Annotated in this window: 19 protein-coding genes and 1 tRNA gene; 7 read left to right on the top strand and 13 right to left on the bottom strand. The window is 66.3% G+C overall.

Annotated features, from left to right (window positions below):
• Window positions 1-524: 524 nt before the first annotated feature.
• The 8 genes from HL666_RS26130 to HL666_RS26095 are packed head-to-tail and all read right to left on the bottom strand — an operon-like array spanning window position 525 to window position 7,889.
• Entirely contained in the window at window positions 525-1,442 is a 918-nt protein-coding gene (locus HL666_RS26130; RefSeq protein WP_172184362.1) for an NAD-dependent epimerase/dehydratase family protein, read from the bottom strand.
• Between the two features lie 3 nt (window positions 1,443-1,445).
• Window positions 1,446-2,447, bottom strand: coding sequence for a fumarylacetoacetate hydrolase family protein (locus HL666_RS26125; protein WP_172184360.1), 1,002 nt, complete (start codon window positions 2,445-2,447; stop codon window positions 1,446-1,448).
• Complete coding sequence (locus HL666_RS26120; RefSeq protein ID WP_172133636.1) at window positions 2,447-3,022, bottom strand: cupin domain-containing protein; 576 nt, start codon at window positions 3,020-3,022, stop codon at window positions 2,447-2,449. The genes HL666_RS26125 and HL666_RS26120 overlap by 1 nt, the downstream gene beginning before the upstream one ends.
• Before the next feature lie 16 nt (window positions 3,023-3,038).
• Window positions 3,039-4,196 (bottom strand): MFS transporter, encoded by a 1,158-nt coding sequence (locus tag HL666_RS26115; protein WP_172184422.1) that lies wholly within the window; start codon window positions 4,194-4,196, stop codon window positions 3,039-3,041.
• 38 nt (window positions 4,197-4,234) lie between these two features.
• On the bottom strand, window positions 4,235-5,365 hold the full coding sequence (locus HL666_RS26110; protein WP_172112881.1) for an FAD-dependent oxidoreductase: 1,131 nt from the start codon (window positions 5,363-5,365) through the stop codon (window positions 4,235-4,237).
• Between the two features lie 40 nt (window positions 5,366-5,405).
• Complete coding sequence (locus tag HL666_RS26105; RefSeq protein ID WP_172184358.1) at window positions 5,406-5,771, bottom strand: Rieske (2Fe-2S) protein; 366 nt, start codon at window positions 5,769-5,771, stop codon at window positions 5,406-5,408.
• Complete coding sequence (locus HL666_RS26100) at window positions 5,755-6,708, bottom strand: VOC family protein (RefSeq protein ID WP_172184348.1); 954 nt, start codon at window positions 6,706-6,708, stop codon at window positions 5,755-5,757. Before HL666_RS26100 ends, HL666_RS26105 begins: the two co-directional genes overlap by 17 nt.
• A 23-nt stretch (window positions 6,709-6,731) precedes the next feature.
• Window positions 6,732-7,889, bottom strand: a complete 1,158-nt coding sequence (locus HL666_RS26095; RefSeq protein WP_172112884.1) for an alpha/beta hydrolase family protein — start codon at window positions 7,887-7,889, stop codon at window positions 6,732-6,734.
• 145 nt (window positions 7,890-8,034) lie between these two features.
• Here HL666_RS26095 and HL666_RS26090 point away from each other — a divergent pair, with 145 nt between their 5' ends.
• On the top strand, window positions 8,035-8,943 hold the full coding sequence (locus HL666_RS26090) for a LysR family transcriptional regulator (protein ID WP_172112885.1): 909 nt from the start codon (window positions 8,035-8,037) through the stop codon (window positions 8,941-8,943).
• A gap of 77 nt (window positions 8,944-9,020) precedes the next feature.
• Here the strand turns inward: HL666_RS26090 and HL666_RS26085 are convergent, their stop codons facing one another.
• The 4 genes from HL666_RS26085 to HL666_RS26070 form a co-directional block, all read right to left on the bottom strand.
• Window positions 9,021-10,004, bottom strand: a complete 984-nt coding sequence (locus HL666_RS26085; RefSeq protein ID WP_172112886.1) for a SphA family protein — start codon at window positions 10,002-10,004, stop codon at window positions 9,021-9,023.
• A 472-nt stretch (window positions 10,005-10,476) separates the two neighbouring features.
• Window positions 10,477-10,554, bottom strand: a complete 78-nt coding sequence (locus HL666_RS34645; RefSeq protein WP_347339712.1) for a hypothetical protein — start codon at window positions 10,552-10,554, stop codon at window positions 10,477-10,479.
• A 304-nt stretch (window positions 10,555-10,858) separates the two neighbouring features.
• Window positions 10,859-10,948: transfer RNA gene (locus HL666_RS26075), tRNA-Ser, on the bottom strand.
• Window positions 10,949-11,405: 457 nt separating this feature from the next.
• Window positions 11,406-12,548: an ROK family protein gene (locus HL666_RS26070; protein ID WP_172184346.1), complete on the bottom strand. Its 1,143-nt coding sequence runs from the start codon at window positions 12,546-12,548 to the stop codon at window positions 11,406-11,408.
• A gap of 362 nt (window positions 12,549-12,910) precedes the next feature.
• On the opposite strand from HL666_RS26070, the gene rplU reads away from it, so the two are divergent.
• The 3 genes from rplU (at window position 12,911) to HL666_RS26055 (ending at window position 14,433) form a co-directional block, all read left to right on the top strand.
• On the top strand, window positions 12,911-13,294 hold the full coding sequence (gene rplU / locus HL666_RS26065) for a 50S ribosomal protein L21 (protein WP_035648644.1): 384 nt from the start codon (window positions 12,911-12,913) through the stop codon (window positions 13,292-13,294).
• A gap of 139 nt (window positions 13,295-13,433) precedes the next feature.
• A complete protein-coding gene (rpmA, locus tag HL666_RS26060) occupies window positions 13,434-13,703 on the top strand; it encodes a 50S ribosomal protein L27 (RefSeq protein ID WP_008961804.1) in 270 nt (89 codons plus the stop codon).
• Window positions 13,704-13,842: 139 nt separating this feature from the next.
• Window positions 13,843-14,433 carry a GNAT family N-acetyltransferase gene (locus HL666_RS26055; RefSeq protein WP_172184344.1) on the top strand — a complete coding sequence of 197 codons (591 nt, stop codon included), beginning with the start codon at window positions 13,843-13,845 and terminating at the stop codon, window positions 14,431-14,433.
• A gap of 161 nt (window positions 14,434-14,594) precedes the next feature.
• Here HL666_RS26055 and HL666_RS26050 read toward each other — a convergent pair whose 3' ends face one another.
• Window positions 14,595-15,512: a DMT family transporter gene (locus HL666_RS26050; protein WP_172184342.1), complete on the bottom strand. Its 918-nt coding sequence runs from the start codon at window positions 15,510-15,512 to the stop codon at window positions 14,595-14,597.
• Between the two features lie 201 nt (window positions 15,513-15,713).
• Between HL666_RS26050 and obgE the strand changes: the two genes are divergently transcribed.
• The 3 genes from obgE (at window position 15,714) to HL666_RS26035 (ending at window position 19,429) form a co-directional block, all read left to right on the top strand.
• Window positions 15,714-16,784: a GTPase ObgE gene (gene obgE, locus HL666_RS26045; protein ID WP_172112890.1), complete on the top strand. Its 1,071-nt coding sequence runs from the start codon at window positions 15,714-15,716 to the stop codon at window positions 16,782-16,784.
• A gap of 145 nt (window positions 16,785-16,929) precedes the next feature.
• On the top strand, window positions 16,930-18,066 hold the full coding sequence (gene proB, locus HL666_RS26040; RefSeq protein WP_172112891.1) for a glutamate 5-kinase: 1,137 nt from the start codon (window positions 16,930-16,932) through the stop codon (window positions 18,064-18,066).
• Window positions 18,067-18,139: 73 nt separating this feature from the next.
• A complete protein-coding gene (locus tag HL666_RS26035; protein WP_172133640.1) occupies window positions 18,140-19,429 on the top strand; it encodes a glutamate-5-semialdehyde dehydrogenase in 1,290 nt (429 codons plus the stop codon).
• Window positions 19,430-19,433: the final 4 nt, after the last annotated feature.

Below are 19,433 nucleotides of genomic sequence, written 5' to 3'. Positions count from 1 at the left end.
GCATGCCGCGGACGGGTGGAACTGGCGGAGAGGGAGTCCCCGCACATGAATGAAGTTCTCATTATTATTGAGATGCTTAGATACATTTTCGCGCCAGCTACCGAGTGTGCCACCCGCATCGGACCACCGGATTGTAGCGGAAAACGGCGAACAATTACGGCAAAATGTGAAAGGCCGGATCGCTGAGGCGAGTGTGGTGGCCGGAGCCTCCAAGCCCTATAGCCTCAGTGATCAGGTGATCCGCTTTCTCAGCGTACGCTGACCCATCATCTGCTTTTGGAATGAGCTTCAGCGAGCTCTCAAAATGCGGTCGACGATCAGCCCTGCACTCTCCGGCGAGGCACTGGCTCCGGCAGCGCCCCTCCGGCTCCATCGGGACGCGCAATTGCGAGCCGCTTCCTTCACCTTCCAGATCGAGGCAGAGGCCTCTCGAGGAATGTGCGGGCCCTCGTTGAGATCCTTGATACGGCTCAGTTCCCGCAAGCAAGGCAACTGCGACGATTCTGGCTGTTCTCCCCACGCGTTCAGGTTCGAAGTGCATTCTTAATCAGCTCCACCACCGATCCATCGTGGGAGAAACCCAGCGCCAATTCGGCTCTGACGTCCAACATAGGATAACGACCGAACACGGCCTCGATACCTTTGTCGGGATCGAACGTCACGAGCGCGGACCGCTCTGCACCGTAGAGCCGCGCCAAGCCTGCGACGACTTCGGCGATCGAGAGACGAAGCGCGGGAAGCTGTAACGTACCGCAGCAATCGATCCGACCGGCCAGCATCAGATTGTCGACGACGGCCTGCGCCGACAGCCACCACGCAGTTGCGGCCGGCGAGACCGGACAGACATAGCGCTCGCCCGACGCGAGCGCGTGCAGCAGCTCGCTCATGAAGGCGGAGCCGAAGCCGCTCACGGGTCGCGGTCGCGCAACGATCCCGGGCAGCCGCAGCGCGATCCCCGACAGGTCTCCGCGCCGCGTGTGATCGGCAAGTGCGATCTCCACCATCCGCTTGTGCGCGCCATAGGTGATCGCGGGCCGCGCCTCCGTCCGCGCACCGACTGGCGCCTCGGAGAGCGTACCGTAGACGGCGACGCTGCTGGCGTAGACCACGCGCGGCCGATTTCGGCTCTGCGCCAGCAACTGGAACAGGTCGAGCGATGCATCGAGATTGACGCGCCGGCCGAGCGCAGGCTCGGCCTCGGCGCGGCCGCCGGGAACGCTGGCGAGATGAAACACGAGGTCGAACGGCGTGGCGCCGAGCTGCTCGAGCACCGCCCGGTCGTCGAGGCCGCCTCTGATCCAGGACAGGCGACGACCGGACGCCGCGGGCGGCGCATCGCCGAGATCGAGCCCGGTGACGTCGCCACTGCCCACATCACTCAGCAACCGACACAGCAGGGCGCTGCCGATAAAGCCTGCGGCACCGGTCACCAGAATACGCATCGTTCAATCCGGGCGGCCGGGGCGGGGCGCGCGAACCACGCGCTGAACGATGCGTCCAAACGGACCCGGCCGGCCGTCGGCGAAGCTGGCCTGCATCGCCACCTCGTCACCGAAGCGCAGGAACGGCGTCCGTGGCTCGCCGTGTGCGATCATCTCGATCGCCCTGACCTCGGCCAGGCAGCTCGATCCGGCGGCGCGATCGGCATTCGAGACCGTGCCCGAGCCGATGATCGTGCCGGCCGTCAACCGGCGCGTCCGCGCGGCATGGGCGATCAGTTGCGGAAACGAGAACGCCATCTCGCGGCCCGAGGCTGCGCCGATCCGTTCGCCATTGCGCTGGATGTGCAGGGCCATGTCGAAGCGGCCGTCGCGCCAGGCGTCTCCAAGCTCGTCGGGCGTCACCGCGATCGGCGCGAAGCTCGTCGACGGCTTTGCCTGCAGGAAGCCGAAGCCGGTGCGAACCTCGCGCGCGCCGACCGCGCGCAGGCTCCAGTCGTTGATCTGCACCAGCAGCCGGATATGCCGTGCGGCGTCCTCGGCGGAGACGGCCATCGGCACGTCGTCGACGATCACGCCGAATTCGCCCTCGAAGTCGATGCCATCCGCCTCCGTCACGAACGGAACGTCGGCATGCGGCCCGAGGAAATCGTCGCTGGCGCCCTGGTACATCACCGGGATGGTGTCGAAATCGGGGATCGGCGGCTTGTTGAAGGCAACGTCCATCAGCCGTCCATGATTGAGGAAGGCCGAGCCATCCAACCATTGCGGCGCGCGCGGCAGTGGTGCGAGGCATCGCGCGGGATCGAACGCCATCGTATCGACGGCCGATCCATCCTCGAGGCTCTCGGCAAGCCGCCGTAGCGCCGGCTCGGCCTGCGGCCAGTTCCGCAGCGCCGTCAACAGATCCGGCGCGATCGCGCTCGCATCGCGCGCACGCGCCTGATCCCTCGCGACGACGATCAGGCCGCCGTCGGGGCTGCCGTTCCGATAGGTTGCGAGTCTCATCAGCTGGCCTTGGTCGGGTTGGCTTCGGGACCGAACTTGCCGTCGACCAGGATGAACAGCATCCGGCACGGCTTGTCGCTGCGATTGGCCCAGGCGTGGTTGGTGCCGCGCTGGATGACAACATCACCGGCCTTGAGGTCCGCGGCGCCCTTGTCGAGCACCAGCGTGATCTCGCCTGAGATGACGATGCCGTAGTCGATCGTCTCGGTGCGATGCATCAGCGGATGCGGCGATTCCGTCGTCACGGTCGAGGCATGCGGGTCGCCGATCTCATTGAACGCAGTTTTCATTCGCGTCGCGCCGTTGCGGAGAAAATCCTCGGTGTCCGGCGGGATATCGACGAACCGGATACGGCTGCCATGCGTCGGCGGCGGCAGCCGCAGCGGCCCGATCGTCGGATCGGGACCGTTGTCGATCGGCGCCGGGGTCGCCTGCGTGCTCCAGACCTCGTGGAAGAAGGTGCCGGGGATCGCCGCCAGCTCGGTGACGGTCGGCAAGGCGCCGTCGGACGCGATCACGGCGGCGCCCTGCGCGTCGTGTCCGGTGACGACGCGGCGAATCTGCGGAAGGGTCATGTCGGAGGTCTCCTGGTCAGGCGATTTCGAGCGAGGCGGTCGGCGCCGCGCCGCGCGCGACGAACACGCGCGAGAACAACAGGACGGCGATGGAGGAGATGATGACAGCGCCGAGCCCGAGCGCGGGATAGCCGAACAGCTGCACCAACGTGCCGCCGAGGATGGGGCCGACCGCGGCCCCGATCATCAGCATCGCCGGCGTGCCGGCGAGCGCCCGTGCGGTAGGGTCAAGGCGCGACAGCAGCCCGAACGCGAAGGTGTGGGTGAAGATCATCACCGCGGCAAAGACCGCAGTCGGAACGGCATAGGCGACGAAGCCGGAGCCGAAGGTGACCGTCACGGCGATCAGCGCCTGGCAGACCGGGCCCGCCAGCAGCACGTGGCGCGCGGGCAGCCGCTGCTCCAGAAAGGCGGCGAGCGGCGCCGGCAGCAGGTTGACGAAGCCGAGCGCGATCAGCACGCCCGTGACCGCCTCCGCGCCGAAGCCGCGGTCAGCGCCGATGCGCTCGATGAAGCTGAACAGCATCGCCTGGGTCAGCGCCATGCAGCTGATGCCGGCGATGCCGAACCAGACGGCGCGGGGAAGATGACTGACCTCGGCGATGAGATCCTCGTCGCTGCGCACGACGCCGTTGGGAAAGGACAGCGCCGCCGCCAGCGCCGCGACCGCCATCACGCCGGCGAACACCACGAACAGCGCGGATCCGCCGAAGCTCGCCACGAGATTGGGCGTCACCCCGAGGAACAGAATTGCAAACATCCCGAGCGCCATTCCGACGATGGCGAACAGCCGGTGCGGGTTGGCGCTGCGTGCAATGGTGCCGTGGGTGAAACTCAGCCCGCAGGCGGCCGTTGCGCCGCCCAGCGCGTGCAGGATCGCCAGCAGCGAAAACTCCGACGTCCGGCTCGCGGCCAGGAACACCAGCGCGGCTGCGGCGTATCCCGCAGCCGCCGCCAGCCGGGCGTTCATCCGGTTGAAGCGCGGTGCGAACACCAGGCTGCTGAGCACGGCGCCCAGCAGAAACAGCGTGGCCAGCAGTCCCGCCTGCTGCGGACTGAACCTGTAGCGCTCGATCAGCGCGCCCACCCAGACCGGGAGCGCCACGAGATCGACCATCCCGGCGCAATGCGCGACCATCAGGGCGATGCGTCCGCGCCAAGTTTCCGTTGTCACCGTCATTGCTTCCTCCCCTTGATATTTGTTGTTCTTGTTCAGATCGGCTGCGTCAGTCCGACGATCGACTCGCGCATGATCCTGGCGTGCTCGGCCTTGTCGCCGTTCTCCATCTCGATCCGGCAGAGCTGCGCGGAGTTCTCGATCACCATGCGGCAGCGCTCCCAGCGGCGCGCATGGAAGCGGTCGAACGCCTCTTGCAGGGTCGTCGCCCGTGCCAGCTCCTCCGCCAGCACGATGCCGCTCTCGATGCCGATGCCGGCGCCGGAGGCGAGATGCGGCGTGGTCGCCGCCACCGTGTCGCCGATCAGGATGACGCGGCCCCGATTCCAAGGCGCCGGCACCAGCAGGTTGGCGAGCGGCCGGCAATCGATCGCGGCGTCGGGAGCGAACAGATGCGCCCGCAGCGCCACCAGCACGGGATCGCTGAACGGCGCCAGCATGTCCGCGACCAGTTGCGGCCAGGACGCGCGCTCAGCCTGGAGCTTTTCCGGCCGCGCCTCAGTCACGAACATGTACATGTGGCTTGGCGACACCGGATTGACGCCGGCCTTGACCGTACCTCCCAGCCACATCCGCGGGCGTACGATGTCTGCTGGCCGCGGCAGCACGGCGCGCCAGACCACTTGGCCGATGTATTGCGGCGGCTTGACCTCGGGAAACAGCAGCGCCCGCGTCTTCGAATGCACGCCATCGGCGGCCACCACGAGATCATAACGGCCCGTCGTGCCATCGGTGAATGCGACCTCGACATCGCCGTCGTGCTGCGTGATCCGCGTGTAGGTGCAGCCGACACGCACGCCGACACCCGAGGCGCGCGTCGCCTCGGCGAGGATGCGGCCGAGTTCGGGCCGCATGATGCCGCCGCCGCCGGGCACATCCGATCCTGCGGCCTTCGGTGTCGGGATCTCGCCGATCCGATGCCCCGATGGGGTGAACAGATCGACACCGTCAGCGGTGTAGCCGCGCTCCGTGAACGCCGCGAACACGCCGATCGTTTCGAGTGCACGCAAGGTCGGCCCGCTCACCGTGATGCCGGCGCCCTCCGGCCGCCAGCTCGCATCAACCTCGACGAGATCCACCGCGATGCCCGCCTTGCGCATCTGGATCGACGCCGCCATGCCAGAAAACCCGCCGCCGATCGTAAGCACCCTGCTCACCACAGCCATGGCGCCCTCCTCCTTGTTTCGAACCGCCGTTGCTGGCGTGTTATTTCTTGGCGAACAACTCGCCGTCGGCATCGACGACGAGCTCGATATCGATCAGCCGCTCGCCGCGGCACGGCCCCTGCACGCACAGCCCGGTGTCGGGCATGAACTCGGCGCCGTGCGCGTGACAGACGATCCGCGTGCGCTCGGCGTTGAGATACGCATCCCTGCGCCAGGCCATCGGCGCGCCGCCGACATGCGGACAGGCATTGCGCCAGCCATGCAGCTGTCCCTGCCATCGCACGACGAACAGGCTGTCCTGTCCCTCATCGTCGGGATCAAAGCCGCGCGACTGCGCCTCGCCGATCTCGTCGGCGCGGCAAAGCCGGAGCCATCGCGGCGACCGGGCCTCACGCGTAGTCGCCATTCTCGGGGATTCCGGGGCCGGGGTACCATTTCCTACGCATCTTCAGCAGGAAGGCCTGCGAATTGTCGGCCGAGGCGGTCGCTTCGCGCGGCTGCCAGCTTGCATCGTGCTGGTCCATGTCAGCATCCATCTCGATGTGACAGCCGAACGGGCTGTTGAAGTACCAGAACCAGTTCGAGCCCAGGATATGACGGCCGGGCCCCCAGAATGCCTGATAGCCCTTTTCGACGAAGCGATAGCCGTTCGTGATCATTTCGGAAGGACCACCGAAATGGAACGTGAAGTGCTCCACGCCATGCATGTGCGGCGGCGCGCCGATCAGGAAATGGGTGTGATGGTCGAGCGAGCCGCCCGGCTGCAGGAACGGCCCCGTCCCGGTGAAACGGTCGGTGCAGCGAAAGCCAAGGCGATTGACGTAGAACGCCTCGGCCTTCGCCACGTCGGGCACGAAATAGACCACATGCGACAGTGATCGCGGACGGATGACGCTGCCCGGCGGCGGCACGCCGAGACTGTTGATCGGCCTGAACACCACGCCGCCCGGCGCATTCGAGATCTCGCCCGGCAGCACGACAGGCCGGCGTGCCGTCAGCTGAAAGCCGATCACGAAGCCGGAATCATCGATCGATTCGATCGAGCCATCGGGTAGCCGCCGGACCTCGCGGTCACGCCGCAGCTCGGCGGCGATCGCCCCCAGCGTCGCCTCGTCGGCGACGCCCATCACCGTCTTGCGCAGACGGCAGCCCGGTACGGGCCCGGGCGGCAGCGCCGGATCGTCCTGCCGCGCGATCACCACGGCGGTGCCGTCGATCGCCTCGAAGCGGCCGCTGCGATCGGAGACGTCGACGGGGGTCAGCCCGTAATCGACGAGGAAGCGCGCCGCGCCTCTGACGTCGTCGACACCAAATATCAGGCTCTCCAGACCGACAATTTTCATGGCTCTCCTCTCCACCTGCTGCTTCAGGCGACGTGTCCGTTCAACACTTCTGCGACCCAGTCCGCGATGTAGTGGCCGGCATTGATGCTGTTGTCGAAGCTCGCATGCTGGGCACCGCCTTCACGCGCGGTGAAGATCTTCAGCTCGCGCTTGGGCGAATTGACCAGCTGCTCATAGGTGCGCTCCGCCCAATGCAGCGGGATTTGCGAGTCCTTCTCGCCATGGGTCACCAGGAACGGCACCTTGATGCGGTCGAGGATGCCGTCGAGGTGAACCTGCTCGGCGATGCGCATGAAGTCGCCCTGGTCCCGCGCGCCCCACACCCAGCGCACATGCGCCCAATAATGTGGAACGGGGAAGTTGCCTTCCTTCTGCAGCCGCTTCTTCTGCACGTCGCGCCAATCGTGATTGGCGCCCCAGGCGACGCCGCAGGCAAAACGCGGCTCGAACGCGACGGCGCGTGGGCAGTAGTAGCCGCCGAGCGAGACGCCCTCGAGACCGATGCGCTTCGGATCGACGTCGCTGCGGGTCTCCAACCAGTCGACGACGCGGGAGGCCCAGTGCTCGCTGTCGTAGCGTGCCGTGAGCCCCTGCAGCCGCAGCGCCTCGCCCGATCCGGGCTGGTCGATCACCAGCGACGACACGCCGCGTTTGGCAAGCCACGCCGGCAGGCCGACGCGGTATTTCATCTCCTTGGTCGAATCCAGACCATTGACTTGCACCAGCAGCGGCGCCGGCCCGTCATGTCCTTCCGCGCGGACCAGGAGGCCGGCGATGTGGGTGCCTTCATAGGGAATCTCGACGCGCTCGCAGTTCTCTCGCGCCAGCGCGATGCCCTTGGCGAAGACATCGAGACACTTGCGATACAGCGCCAGACGTCCCGGCGCATCGTGGGCCTGCAGACGTTCGCAGGTGATCAGATAGCTCGCCGCGCGGCCATATTTCTCTCCGGCCGACAGCAGCCGTCCCTTCGCCTCGTCCTCGGCGGCGAGCGCACAGAGCTTGTCCGCCATCCGCGCCCAGGTCTCGCGAAACGCTTGCGTGCCGCTGGCATCGGGCTGCCGCGCCGCCTCCTGCAGAGGCGCGCACATCTCCTCGATCTCGCCGATCCGTGCCCCCATCTCGATCGCGAGATCGACCGAGAGATTCCAGACGTAATTGGTCGGAAAATACTTGAACATGATTGCACTCACGACACGCGGACCGGCCACGCGTCCCCTCGACGTTTCTTCCCGGGGTCCGGCATAGTCCCGTTTGACCATTTCGAAAAATTGATTATCAAGATCGATCGCATTGATCTCTTGAATACCTCAAGCGAGGCTGCCGATGCGCTTCAACAACAAGTTCGACCTCAATCTGCTGGTCGCGCTCGACCATCTGCTGCACCTGCGCAGCGTCAGCGGCGCCGCCGCGCGCATGAACATGACGCAGTCGGCGATGAGCAACGCCTTGCTGCGTCTGCGAACCTATTTCGACGACGAGTTGCTGGTGAAGATCGGCCGCAAGATGGAGCTGACGCCCCGGGCGGAGGTGCTGAAGGACTCGATCAGGGACCTTCTGGTGCGGGTCGATTGGGCCATCGCGTCGTCTGCCCAATTCGATCCGGCTCAATCCGATCGCTGCTTCAAGATCCTCGCGTCGGACTACACGCTGGTGACGCTGATCCCTCGGCTGCTCGCGCGCAGCGAGGCCCTTGCGCCCGGGATCCGCTTCGACTTCATACAGCAGGTGCAGCGGCCGGAGCGCGCGCTCGAGCGCGGCGATGTCGACCTGCTGATCATTCCGGAGGAATTCAGCTCCAAGCTGCACCCGTCCGAAGTCATCTTCGAGGACGATTTCTGCGTCATCGCCTGGAGCAAGGGAAAATATGGCAGGGGCAAGCTGTCACGGCAGGAGTTCGCGAACGCCTCCCACGTCGTGATGCGGCCGGCGATCGCGGCGCAATCGCTCGAAACCTATTACCTGGAGCAGCGCAACACCAGCCGCAGCGAGGACGTGTCGGTGTACGCGTTCACTGCCATCCCGCATCTCATCGCCGGGACGAACCGGCTTGCCACCGTGCACCGGCGGCTCGCCATCGCGGCGCAGCGCAGCCTGCCGATCCGCATCATCGAGCTGCCGATCGCGCTGCCGGTGCTGCGCCAGCGCGTGCAGTGGCACCGCTATCGCTCCAACGATGCCGGCCTGCTGTGGTTGCGCAAACTGATGCACGAGGTCGTGGCCGAGCTGCCGTGATCGCCGCCAGCGAGTGCGCATGAAAACGGCCGGCGCAGGACGCCGGCCGCTCGTCGTTCGCGCGCGGGCTGCGCCGATCAGCGCTTGACCGGTCCGGCCCCCGCCGGCGGCGCGGGTACCCAGAGCGGGAATGCCAGGTTGGCCCAGACCGTATCGCCACGGCTGCCGTTCTCGACGTAGAACGTGTGCTGGTAGTTCACGTTGATCTGAAAAGGTCCCGCATTATAGGTCAGCGACGGGCCGGCGTTGAGCGAGCGCAACCGGTTGCCGTCCTGCACCCCGGCGAAATTGAAGGCCTTGACGCCGTTGACCTTGTCGTCCTGATACTGATGCGTATAGCCACCGACGATGCCGAGCTTCCAGGCGCCGATATTGTAGCCGGCGTTGAAGTCGACCATCAGCGCGTCGCCGCTGCGGTACTGCTGGGTCAGCTGCGTGAAGGCGTTGACCGAGTCGTTGTTGGTGCCATTGAGCAGCAGACGAGGCGAGACGGCGAATTCGAAGCCCTTCGGATCGGCATAGCGATAGGCGAGAACGGGCGAGATCGTGGTGTAGTTCGTGCCGACATTGAGCGGCTGCCGCGCCGAATAGGTGCCCGTGTTGGGCATGAGGTCGAGGCCGACCGTGAAGGTCTGCACGGGCGACAACGCCCAGCTCAGGATGATCGGCGAGAAGGTGATGTTTGCAAGGCCATTGGCCTGGAACGATCCGCCGGGATTGGTGCTTTCGAGGTGGACGAACGGCACCACGAGCTGCGAATAGACGTGAGCCCCGAAAAAGTCGCCGGGATAGCTGGCGAGAAACCGCATCGTCTCCGATACGGCGGAGAGCTTGAAGTTGATCGGCAGCTTGTTGCCGTGCCCGTCATACAGGCCACTTGCGCTGGTGTAGCTGGTCTGGCTGATCGCGAACAGGCCGGGGATCGGCGGGAACGACGCGATGAACACGCCGGGCGAGCCCGCTGGATAGTTCGTCGCCGCATTCTCGGCGGCACACGCACCCTGGATCATCCCGGCTAAAATCAGCGCTGCGGAAGCGGACCGCTTCAGTCCTCTTGTCATAAATCCCCCCTTGGCGGCGCGTTTTCTACGAAACGAGCTTGCCCCCGACCGACCTTCATGGCGACGCGCCCGCGCCCGGCCGATCACGTCATTGATGAGCGATCCCCGAGTATTCGTAAAATTGATCGTTTTGATCTGAGATATTTACAAGGTCGATATGTCTGTGTGTCAGTCCGTTTGACGGTGCGCTTTTTCATCCACTTCAAGGGGCCCGCTGGATAGCAGGTGAAGGGATCGCCCCTCCTATTTGGCTTGAAAGACTGGTGAATTGCCGGCGCGCTTCGGCGGCAAGTCTTGGAGCGCGATGGGGACGGCAGGACTACTTGCGGCTCAGTTTCCTACGTCGACGGGGTGGCACGCGCAGGCAGCCACTCGTCGAGATGGCTCCGCCACCGAGCTGGATTTCTCACCTGGCGAAAGCGCGCACCGTCGCCCAATCGAGCACCGCTTCTATTCGCCCGCGCAGCCGGGATCAGACCTGCCGTCGATACTCGGCTGCCTTCGCCCGCGCTTCGCCCAAGCCAAAGATAGAGAAGGAGCCAAGACCCATTTCGCGGGAGCGACCGCGAAGGGTGAAGCGGAAAATCCAGGGTCTGTGACCTGCAGATAGAGGCCCGCGTCGTCGGCGTACATGCCTGGCTTTTTGACCTTTGCCACCTTCACTGCTGTCAGGCGCCCCACCAGATGCGCCATCTTTGCCTCGCAGCCTTACCCACGATGCTACTCACATCCTGCAAGCGCTTCCCCACATTCTGGGGCGAACCCGCGCGGACGCCAAACGGCGTCAGACGCTCAAGTTGCGGCGACTTTTCAGAAGGTTGGCGGACGGCAGCGAACAGATGCGAACGCTGGGCTGGCGGAGAGGGAGGGATTCGAACCCCCGATAGGCTTGCACCTATGCCGCATTTCGAGTGCGGTGCATTCAACCACTCTGCCACCTCTCCAGGCGCAAATCAGGGGCGGTGCCCCCGGGTCGGGCGCCGTTCTAGGGCACGGCGGCGGGGGTGACAAGGCGGGGTTTGCGATATTCCAACCGAAATCGGCAGCGCGCGCTGCGCCTGCGCTTCGAGGCGGGCCGGGCGTCGGCCCCAGACAGGTGGGACCGCCGTACGCTGACACATGCCGGCGGTCCCGTGCCGCTACATCTTGGGGAAACCGACGGAAGAGACGGGGGTCAATCCGGCCGGCCTGAGCGACACGGCGGACCCTGGGCCATCCATGCGTGCACCGCAACGCAAACCGGTCCTTAACCTAACTGGTCAAGGTTACCGGGGCTGCCGATCTATCCGATTGGTGGCACGGTACTTTTTCGCACGCAATGAACCGCCGCGGCGGCTGCGGCGGCATCCATGCTGCGCAACATGTTGCACCCGATGCGGCCGGCCGGAGGCAGATGCCCGTTCAATCCTTCTTCTTCTTGGCCGCCTTCTTGTCGTCGGTCTTGTCCTCCTTGGCCTTGTCGTCCTTGTCCTTGCGGCCGTTCTCCTTGCGTCGGTTGGTGAAGCGGGCATTGCCCAGGCCGGTGCCGATGGTCAGCACGCCCCAGCGATCGAACTCCTGCATGAACGGCACCTCGGAGAGGCCCTGGACGACGCCGTCATTGTGCATCAGCACCGCGGTGTCGTGATCGCCGATCATCGGGATCGCCTCGACCAGGCTGGCCGGCAGATTGAACTTGCTGCTCTCCCAATTGCCCGGCAGGTTCTGCGCGCCCTTCTCGATCGAGCCGTCCTCGTTGATGACGCCGGGACAGGCGATGCCGATGAACGGCGCGAGCCGCAGGCCTTCGGTGTCGGCTTCCTCGATCAGGCCCTTGAGCATCTTGGCCAGCCGCTTCACCGCGCCCTCGCGGGTCGGCTCGTCATCGGCATGGCGCCAGAGATCGGACTTCCACACCGACGCCTTCGACAGGTCCGGCGTCTTCTTCCAGCAGGTCTCGACCACGCCGCAGCGGATGTTGGTGCCGCCGATGTCGACGGCAAGGATGCTGTCGTGGGCCTCGAAGATCCAGGACGGCGCCAGATGCAGCGCGCCGATCAGCCCGGCGTCGTCCGGGTGGTAGCGGATCGGCTCCAGCTCGACGCCAAAGCCCTCATCCTTGAGGATGATCTCGGTGCGGGCGATCGCCAACTCGCCGAGGCGGGAATCGCGAAAGCCGCCCCCGACCACGATGCATTCGGTCTTGGCCCAGGCCTTGGTGCGCAGGAAGCGCCGGGTGACATGGGCGAGTTCCTGGGCGAACTCCTCGATCGCGGAATGGACGACCGCCGAGGCCTCGGTGTCGTCGCCGACCAGGATCTCATCCAGCGCCTTCTTGCTGATGGTCTCGCTGTCCTCGTCGCCGAACGGGTCCTCGCCGGATTTGCGCAGCGGCTTGCGCCAGCGCTCCAGGATCTTACGAAAGGCGCCCTTTGAGGCGCGGTCACCGAGGAAACCGTCCTCATCCTTCAGCTCGATGTTGAAGCTGTCGATCTCGACCGACGGCAGCCGGGCGGCGCCGTGGCGGGCGATGCCCGTGGTCTTGGTCATGACGTCGTCGGCCATGTGATGCTCCGTGTGTCCCGCGCTAACGGCGGACGGAACGGATGGTTCGGGGGGAGGCAGCGAATAGCGAGGAGCGGATGGCGAATTGGGGCTTCGGCTGGCGCCCTTCCCTCTGCGCCACTCCCTATTCGTCACTCGCCCTTGTCCTTGACTCCCCGCCCCCGGCCGCTATAAGCACCCGATCGACCGGCGCGGGCGTTCCTGCGCCGTTTGTCGTTGCGCCCTTTCTCGAGGCCTCAAAGCCCCGGGCGCGACTGCCGGCTCCAATCGGGCCGGACCACATGAACCATAACGACTGAACAAGAAGCCGACCCAGGGCCATCGCGCTCTGAGGCCGGGATCGAACACGAAGGATGAGAACGATGTTCGCAGTCATCAAGACCGGCGGCAAGCAATACCGCGTCGCCCCGGATGATGTGCTCGAGATTGGCAAGATCGACGGTGAGCCCGGCACGATCGTGCAGCTGAACGAGGTGCTGGTGGTCGGTGGCGACACCCCGGTGCTGGGCATTCCGGCCGTGGCCGGCGCGTCGGTGGCCGTCGAGGTGCTGGACCACAAGCGCGGCCCCAAGGTCATCGCGTTCAAGAAGCGCCGCCGCAAGAATTCGCGCCGCAAGCGCGGCTACCGGGACGAGCTGACCCTGATCCGCGTCTCGGAGATCCTGACCGACAACGCCAAGCCGACCAAGGGCCCGCGCCCGAAGAAGGCCAAGGCGGAAGCCCCCGCGGCCGACGCCGCGGAGTAAGCGTGCCGGCGCGCGTGGCGCGCGCCGCATTGGCTTGATCCTCATCGCGCGCGGATTTTTCGTCCGCGCAGGTTGCAATTGTGAATGATCCCTTAGCGGAATCGCGCTAAAGGTGATCGCAAGAGATCGGAGACGAGCGATGGCTCACAAAAAGGCAGGCGGTTCATCCCGCAACGGACGCGACTCCAAGGGCAAGCGCCTCGGCATCAAGGCGTTCGGCGGCGAGCGCGTGATTCCCGGCAACATCATTGCGCGTCAGCGCGGCACGACCTGGCATCCCGGCCTCAACGTCGGCATGGGCACGGACCACACTTTGTTCGCCAAAATCGAGGGTGTCGTCGAGTTCCATGACCGTGCCAACCGCACGTTCATCTCGGTACGCCCGGTAGCCGCCCAAGCTGCTGAGTAACATACGGTGGAACAATTCGCGTCCGCCGGGTCCTGACAAACCGGCGGAGCGCCAGATGGCTCCAGGGGAGGCGGGACAACCGGCCTCCCCTTTTCATTTTCGCTGATCGATTGATCCCGAAGCGTCGATGGAGCCCGACATGCTGCAGGACATCACGACTCCCACCTTGCGCGAGGCGAGACCTTGCGTCCTCGAGACACCCCGGCTGACCCTGCGTCCGCCGCTGCTCTCGGACATCTCCGCCATTGCCCGGCTGGCGAATGACCGGCGCATCGCCGAGAACACCCGCCGCCTGCCGCATCCCTATTCAGAGGTCGATGCCGCCCGGTTCGTGCGTGCACTGGAGCACAGCGGCGAGACGGCGTTCGTCATCGAACATCTGGATGCACCGATCGGCATGGTCGGCATCAACCGGCCGGCGAACGGCCGGGCCGAGCTCGGCTACTGGCTCGGCGTCGATCATTGGGGCCGCGGCTTCGGCACCGAGGCGGCGCGGGCCGCGATCGACGACTTCTTCGAGACGAGCGAGGACAATGTCCTGATCGGGCATGCGCGGGTCAGCAACCCGGCCTCACGCAACATCCTCGAAAAGTGCGGTTTCCAATGGACGGGCGTCGAGCTGCACCGCTTCGAGGTGCTCGGCTCGTCGGCCCCGGTCGATGCCTTCCGCCTGACGCGCGGCGTGTGGGCCTCGCTGAAGGCGTGGGCGAATGCGGGGCGGCGGAGTTAGCCGGGGCGGCCGCTCCAAACTCACTGTCGTCCCGGCATCGAGCCGGGACCCATAGCCACCGAAATTGGTGATGGATCACGCTGGAGCCCCAGCCTTCTCCGACGTGGGCTGCACGGAGTCTGGGTCCCGGCTCAAGGCCGGGACGACGGCGGGGGGTGCCGCTACACCGGCGGATTCACCGCACCCTGGCCCTGCCCCAGGCTGCGTTCGCGCAGGTAGATGTACAGCCCGGCGCCGATGATGATGATCGCGCCGATGATCGTCGCCGGATGCGGCACGTCGCCGAACACGACGAAGCCGAACAGCACGGCCCAGACGATCATCGTGTACTGATAGGGCACGACCACCGAGGCGGGCGCGAGCTTCAGCGAGCGGTTGACGCAGAACAGTGCCGTCACCGAGATGAGGCCGGCGGCGGCGAACAACACCAGGCTGCCGGGTGTCGGCGTGACCCAGCCGAACGTGGACATCGCAGCGCCGAGCAGGAAGGTGCCGACGAATTGCGAGGACGCCATCACGATGTCGGGCGTCGCGCGCAGCGAGCGCGTGATCAGCATCAGCACCGCGAACGACAGGCTGCCGCCGAGTGCGATCAGCGCCGGCAGGCTGAAGGTCTGCGCCGACGGCCTGAGCGCGATCAGCACGCCGCAGAAGCCGATCAGGATCGCGGTCCAGCGCCGCCAGCCGACATGCTCGCGCAGCACCAGCGCCGACAGCGCGGTGACGAAAATCGGCCCGGCGAGATAATAGGTGATGACGTCGGCGAGCGGCAGATAGACGGTGGCGAGGAAGAACGCGGCGACCTCCAAGGTCGACAGGATGACGCGCACCAGCTGCAGCCAGGGCCGCTCGAGCTGCAGGAACGCCGCCCGGTTGCGCCAGATGAACGGCGCCAGCAGCAGCAGCGCCGCGCAGGCGCGCAGCCACAGCAACTGGCCGACGGCATAGGTCGACACCAGGAACTTGCCCAGCGCGTCGCCGAACGAGAACATCGCAATCGACAGCAGCATCAGGCCGATGCCGGCCAGCCGCGCCGAGCGCTCGTCGGTCTGGGTGGAGATTCGGGTCAGCACGCTCATGATCGGGCTGCCTTATCAGGCGGGCTGCTGTCGCTCCAGCCCTTCCGCTGAAAGCGTGACGCAGTCCTGCCGCAACCCCAGCGCAACGCTTGTCCAGCCCTTGCGCAGAGCTGGCTTACCGCTCGAAATTAAGGCTCCGGGCTGAATTAAACCCATTCCACGGTTGCCGCGGCGGCCCGCCTCGCCTACGTAAGGCGCATCATGAAATTCCTCGATGAAGCCAAGGTCTATGTGCGCTCCGGCGACGGCGGCAACGGTTGCGTTGCGTTCCGGCGCGAGAAGTTCATCGAGTTCGGCGGTCCGAACGGCGGCAATGGCGGCCGCGGCGGTGACGTCGTGATCGAGGCCGTCGACGGCCTCAACACCCTGATCGACTACCGCTACCAGCAGCATTTCAAGGCGCAGCGGGGCGGAAACGGCTCCGGCAAGGACTGCCACGGAGCTGGCGGCAAGTCCGTGGTACTCAAGGTTCCCGTCGGCACCCAGATCTTCGACGAGGACCGCGAGACGCTGATTCACGACTTTACCACCGTCGGCGAGCGCTTCGTGCTCTCCCAGGGCGGCAATGGCGGCTTCGGCAACGCGCATTTCAAATCGCCGACCAACCGGGCGCCGCGTCATGCCAATCCCGGCCAGCCCGGCGAGGAGCGCTGGATCTGGCTGCGCATGAAGCTGATCGCCGATGCCGGCCTGGTCGGGCTGCCCAACGCCGGCAAGTCGACCTTCCTGTCGAAAGTCTCCGCCGCCAAGCCGAAGATCGCCGACTATCCGTTCACCACGCTGCACCCGCAACTCGGCGTCGTGAACGCCGACGGCCGCGAGTTCGTGCTGGCGGACATTCCCGGCCTGATCGAAGGCGCGCACGAGGGCGCCGGCCTCGGCGACCGCTTCCTCGGCCATGTCGAGCGCTGCCGCGTGTTGCTGCACCTGGTCGACGCGACCTGCGAGCATGCCGGCAAGGCTTACAAGACGGTGCGGCACGAACTCGAGGCCTATGGCGGCGAGCTGACCGACAAGGTGGAGATCGTCGCACTGAACAAGATCGACGCCGTCGATCCGGATGAGCTGAAGAAGCAGAAGGATCGGCTCAAGCGCGCCGCCAAGAAGACGCCGATGCTGATTTCCGGTGCGACCGGCGAAGGCGTCAAGGAAGCCCTGCGCAAGCTCGCCGATGTGATCAGCGAGCAGCCGGTGTCCACCAAGGCCAAGAGCACGACCGAGAGCGCGGCAACCGAAGAGCCATGGGCGGCGCCCTCGCCACCGCAAGGTTGAGCTGAAGCTCAACCTTGCCTCGCGGGCCCTGGCTTGCGACACTCCGCCGCGATCAATCACTCCTTGCCCCGTCCCGCGCGGACCGCGTGCCAGTCACGCAACCGCTCGACACGCGACGAGAGCTCGAACCGACCCCGTTCACGCCATGGCCCCCCGTCTCGAAAATTTCCACCGCATCGTCGTCAAGGTCGGCTCGTCGCTGCTGGTCGATTCCGAGGCCGGCGAGGTCCGCGCCTCCTGGCTGACGGCGCTGGCCGCCGACATCGCGCGGCTGCATGGCCGCGGCTGCGAGCTCTTGGTGGTGTCGTCGGGCTCGATCGCGCTCGGCCGCAGCCGGCTGAAGCTGCCGCGCGGACCGCTGAAGCTGGAGGAGAGCCAGGCCGCCGCCGCGGTCGGCCAGATCGCGCTGGCGCGGATCTGGTCGGAGGTACTCGGCGCGCACGGCATCGGCGCCGGCCAGATCCTGGTGACCCTGCAGGACACCGAAGAGCGCCGCCGCTATCTCAATGCGCGCTCGACCATCGCCAAGCTGCTGGATTGGCGCGCGGTGCCTGTGATCAACGAGAACGACACGGTGGCGACTGCTGAAATTCGTTACGGCGACAATGACCGCCTCGCCGCGCGGGTCGCGACCATGGCGAGCGCGGACCTCTTGGTGCTGCTGTCGGACATCGACGGTCTCTACACTGCTCCGCCCGCCCAGGACCCGAACGCGCGCCTGATCCCGGTGGTCGAGAGCATCACCGCCGACATCGAGGGCATGGCCGGCAGCGCCGCTTCGGAATTCTCCCGCGGCGGCATGAAAACCAAGATCGAGGCCGCCAAGATCGCCACGACCGGCGGCACCCACATGCTGATCGCCTCCGGCAAGATCGAGCATCCGCTGGCGGCGATCGCCAATGGCGGCCGCTGCACCTGGTTTCTCACGCCCGCCAACCCCGTCACGGCGCGCAAGCGCTGGATCGCAGGCTCGCTGGAGCCGAAGGGCACGCTGACGATCGACGCCGGTGCCGTCACCGCGCTGCGCGCCGGCAAGAGCCTGCTGCCGGCCGGCGTGATCAGGGTCGACGGCCAGTTCGCCCGCGGCGACGCCGTGGTCGTGCGCGGCCCGGACACCCACGAGATCGGCCGCGGCCTCGTCGCCTACGACGCCGACGACGCCGAGCGCATCAAGGGGCGCTCCTCGCCGGATGTCGCCGTCATCCTCGGCATGTCCGGCCGTGCCGAGATGATCCACCGCGATGATCTGGTGATCGGGCCCGCGGGGGTCGGCCCCGCCTGAGACCGTGGCACCGGCGTTCGCAAACGGCGGAATTCCGTGCTACTGGAGATCCTTACTTCAAGGTTGAACGCTCATGACCGCGCCTCTCAAAGCCATCGACGGCAGCGCCGATCTGCCTGTCCTGATGAACGACCTCGCCCAGCGCGCCCGTGCGGCCGCACGCGTGCTGTCGCTGGCGCCAGCCGAGCAGAAGAACCGTGCGCTGGAGGCGATGGAGCGCCTGGTCCGCGCCCGCGCTGACGCGATCATCGCCGCCAACGCCGAGGACGTCGCCGAGGCCAAGGCCGGCGGCATGGCGGCGTCGTTCGTCGATCGTCTGACGTTGACGCCGGCGCGCGTCGCCGGCATGGCCGACGGCATTGCCGTGGTGCGTGGTGTGGCCGATCCGGTCGGTGTGGTCACCGAGAGCTGGCAGCGGCCGAACGGCATGACCATCGAGCGCGTCCGGGTGCCGCTCGGCGTCATCGCCGTGATCTTCGAGAGCCGCCCCAACGTCGCGGCCGATGCCGGCGTGCTGTGCCTGAAGTCCGGCAATGCCGTGATCCTGCGCGGCGGCTCGGATTCGTTCCGCTCCTGCCGCGCGATTCATGAATGCCTGGTCGAAGGCCTCCGCGAGGCCGACCTGCCGGAAGCAGCGATCACGCTGGTGCCGACGCGCGACCGCGCGGCCGTGGGCCTGCTGCTGTCCGGCCTGAACGGCGGCGTCGACGTCATCGTACCGCGCGGGGGAAAAAGCCTCGTCGCCCGCGTCGAGTCCGAGGCGCGGGTGCCGGTGTTCGCGCATCTCGAAGGCGTCAACCACGTCTATGTCGACGGCGCCGCCGATCTGGAGATGGCGAAGTCCATCGTGCTGAACGCCAAGATGCGGCGCACCGGTGTGTGCGGCGCGGCCGAGACGCTGCTGATCGATCGTGCGGCGCAGGACAAGATCGAGCCGCTCGTCGACATGCTGATCGGCGCCGGCTGCGAGGTGCGGGGCGATGCCGCCATCCGCGCCGCCGATGCCCGCGTGAAGCCCGCCGGCGACGAGGATTGGGACACCGAATATCTCGACGCCATCATAGCCGCCAAGGTCGTCGATGGCGTGGATGGCGCGATCGCGCACATTCACGAGCATGGCTCGCACCACACCGATGCGATCGTCACTGCGGACAATGCCGCGGCCGACAGATTCCTCAACGAGGTCGACTCCGCGATCGTGCTGCACAATGCTTCGACGCAATTCGCGGATGGCGGCGAGTTCGGTTTTGGCGCCGAGATCGGCATTGCGACCGGCAAGTTCCATGCACGTGGGCCCGTCGGCGTCGAGCAGTTGACCAGCTTCAAGTACCGGATCCACGGCACTGGACAGACGCGGCCATGACCGT

The sequence above is a fragment of the Bradyrhizobium aeschynomenes genome, assembly GCF_013178945.1.
Classification (GTDB): domain Bacteria; phylum Pseudomonadota; class Alphaproteobacteria; order Rhizobiales; family Xanthobacteraceae; genus Bradyrhizobium; species Bradyrhizobium aeschynomenes.
Note: the sequence above shows the minus strand (reverse complement) of the source record. Positions and strands in the feature narration are given on the sequence as shown.